Here is a 3,315-nt window from a genome sequence, read left to right as displayed (position 1 = left end):
GTGATGGTCAAGGTGATGCCCTCAGGTTTCAGCTGACTGAAACGCAAAAATGGCACCGGTATATCGAGAATGGATTCGTGTTCGGTGAAGGTGTCGTGCAGCAGGTTTTGCACTTGCTCAGGGTCGATGTCCAGCGGGAACATCAGTTCGAGTATCACCACGCCCTGGGCGCTGCCGCCGAGGGTGACGTTGCGCAGGTTCTGCGAAATCAGGTGGGAGTTGGGTACGATCATGATCGAGCGGTCGGCCAGTTGTATTTCCGTCGCCCGCACGTTGATCCGTCGTATATCGCCTTCGACGCCACTGATGCTGATCAGGTCGCCGACCTTCACCGGGCGCTCGGTCAGCAGGATCAGGCCGGAGATGAAATTCTTCACGATCTCCTGAAGGCCGAAGCCGATGCCCACTGAAAGGGCACTGACGATCCAGGCCAGGTTGGTCCACTTGATCCCCAGCGACGCCAGCGTGAGCAGGACGACGGACACGTAGCCGATGTTGGCGAACAGGGTGCTCAGCGAGGCGCACATGCCTGGGTCCATCTCGGTTTTCGGCAGGAACTCGCTATCCAGCCAGCGGCGCAGCGTGCGTATCAGGTAGACACCGATCATCAGTGTCAGGAGGGCATGCATCAAATTGTCCGGGACGATGTTCAGCTTGCGCAGCCCTTCACCGCCGAGTATGGCCACAGTGCCAGTGACCAGTTGCCCGAGCGTCGTACCGACCCCACCGACAAACAACGCGATGACGCCGATCAGTATCAGGATGGCGCGGCCTGCGCCGGAAAACACGGTGCAGATCTGCTCCAGGCGCGGATTGCCGATGCCCAGCAGCTGTTTGATGGCCTTGCCGGCGGGTTGCCGGGGCGAAAAAACGTAGTCGCAGATGTCCTGGTAAACCTGTGTGAGCAGGTAGAAACCGGCGAAGATGATGAATATMCAGACCAATTCATAGGTGATGAACCGGGCCATCGTCACGTAGCCGATCACCAGGGCGAACAGGGACACCACCACGGCAAAGCCGGTAAACGCATAAATCAGGCCGGCGAAGGTGGTGACGCCTTCGGGAGCTTCTCCGGCCACCATCAGGTCTCGGCGCGTCTTGCTGACGCGCAATAGCAGCGCGCCGATCACCAGTGCCGCGACCAACGCCACGATGCCCCGACCGAACAACACCACTTCGGCGCTCATGCCGGTGACATTGCTCATTTGTACCAGGGTCACCAGCACCAGCAGCAGGCTTGCCAGCAACCTTGGATAGGGTTCCATCGCCAGCGCCACCGGATCGGCGATATCGGGCAGGCGCCATGAAGGATGTTTGGTCGATAGCAATGCGCGACTCAACCCGGTGATCAGCACGCAGGTATAGGCCAGCTTTTCCAGGTACTGCGCCAGATCGGCCAGCAGTGGGGTGTAGGGCAGTTGGCGGGTCCCGGCAAAATGCAGCAGTTGCAGGGCGATGCCGGCGGTCAGCACCGTCGCCACTACCGATGCCAGCGCAAGGGAGCTGCGCCGCAACCGGCCTTCAGGCATTCGATGGATGCACAACCATGCCAGAGCCCGGCCGGCGAGCTTTCGTCCCACGGTCCAGATGGCCAGGGCCAGGATCAGCAGGGCGGCGGTCATCCCGCGTTGTCCGGGTTGCCAGGCGGCCCGGTGCGTGGCCTCGAGTTGCTCGATGAGGGCGCTGAAACGCTGGCGGTCCTCGATCGGAAGAGCGAACAATGGCGACCAGAATCCCGGGTTCAGGATACTGCTGGTTTGCTGGGTCACTTCCGCTTCCAGCAGGCTGCGCCGGATACTGCCAATCTGGGTGATCAGTTCGGCGGCACTTGTTTTCAGAGCGGCCAGGGTTTTGAGCTGGCTATCGAGCTTGTTTTTTTGCTCGCCGAGGGCGTCTCGCTGGGTGGTAATGGCAGACGTCACCAGTGCGTTCTCGTCGAGCGGCACCGGCCCCAACACGTTGAGTTGCGCCTGCAACTGCGCCTGTCCGGGCAGCAGCGATGTGGACAGGCGTTCAATGTCCTGAATCAGTACTTGCACCAGATCCTGTGAGCTTTCCAGCTGGGTGTAATTGCTGGCCTGGGAAACCTGCTGCTTGAGGCTGTTGAGCTGGTTTTGCACCCCCAGCAATTCGCTGTCGGCGATGCTGATGATCGGGGCTGCGGGGGCGGGAGCTGGGGCAAGGGCAGGAGCGTCGGCCATGTCCCCCGCCAACAGCCATCCCGGGCTGGCCGCCAGAAGCGCGAAGGCGACGCAGATCATTGACTTCAAGACATTGCACATCGGCGAGCTCGACGGGTTGTTAGTCACTTAGCCAATGAGGTTAGGTCATGACACGCACCCTTGAGCATTGTTTTGTCGGTAGTGCCCCGGCTGGTTCTTGCCCAGACATTACTCATGCTGTTGCCGCGCCGGGAAAAACAGTTCGAAGCAGGTGATGCCGTCGGCACTGCTGACGTGGCAGGCACCGTTGTGCAGTTGCATGATCGTCGCGACGATCGACAGGCCCAGGCCATTGGATTGGGCCGAGCGTTCACGGGACTCATCGACCCGGTAGAAACGTTCGAACAGCCGTGACAGATGCTGGGCCGGGATGGTCGGGCCGTGGTTGCGCACTTGCACCTGGATGCCGTCGGCAGTCGGCCTGGCGTGGATGCACAGCTCGGAATGCGGGGCGCCGTACTTGATGGCGTTGGCGCACAGGTTGGCCAATGCACGACGCAGCAACATGGGCTCGGCCCAGATCAAACCGCTGCCTTGGGCATCGATGCAGATGCCAACGTCGGTCGCCGGGCCTTCGAAATAGTCGGCCATGCGTTGCATTTCATCGGCGGCATCCAGCTCCTGGCGCTGACGCAAGGCACTGCGCGGATCGGTGCGGGCCAGGAACAGCATGTTGTCGAGCATGCGCGCCAGGCGTTCAAGCTCTTCGACATTCGAGGCCAACAGTTGCTGATAGGCGTCAGTGCTGCGGTTCTGCTGCAAGGCCACCTGGGTTTCGCCCAGCAGATTGTTGATCGGTGTACGCAGCTCGTGGGCCATGTCGGTCGATACCTGGCCCAACTGGATGAAGCCTTTGTCCAGCCGGTCGAGCATGGCGTTGAAGGCGTCGATCATGGGCAACAGTTCCAGCGGCGCGCCCTGGCTGTCGAGGCGTTCGTTGAGGTTGCCGACGTCGATGCTCTGGGTGTGGCGGGCCAGGCGCCGCACGGGCAACAGGCCGCGATGCACCAGCAGATAACCGGACAGCGCCAGCAGAATCGCCGCGACGCTGGCGAACAGGTACACATTGAGCCGGTAGACATTGAGCCGGTAG

2 protein-coding genes are annotated in these 3,315 nt (G+C 61.3%); both read right to left on the bottom strand.

The annotated features are described in order from the left end of the window. A partial coding sequence (locus tag ACXRVY_RS21225) for a DUF3772 domain-containing protein (protein WP_458238167.1) occupies nt 1–2,201 on the bottom strand: 2,201 nt, incomplete at its 3' end. 189 nt (nt 2,202–2,390) lie between these two features. Next, nucleotides 2,391–3,315: heavy metal sensor histidine kinase (locus tag ACXRVY_RS21220; protein ID WP_458238166.1), on the bottom strand; the 925-nt coding region annotated here is incomplete at its 5' end.

This window comes from Pseudomonas sp. P5_A2_2, assembly GCF_054177685.1.
The sequence above is the reverse complement of the archived record's forward strand: the minus strand, read 5'-3'. Positions and strand labels throughout refer to the sequence as shown.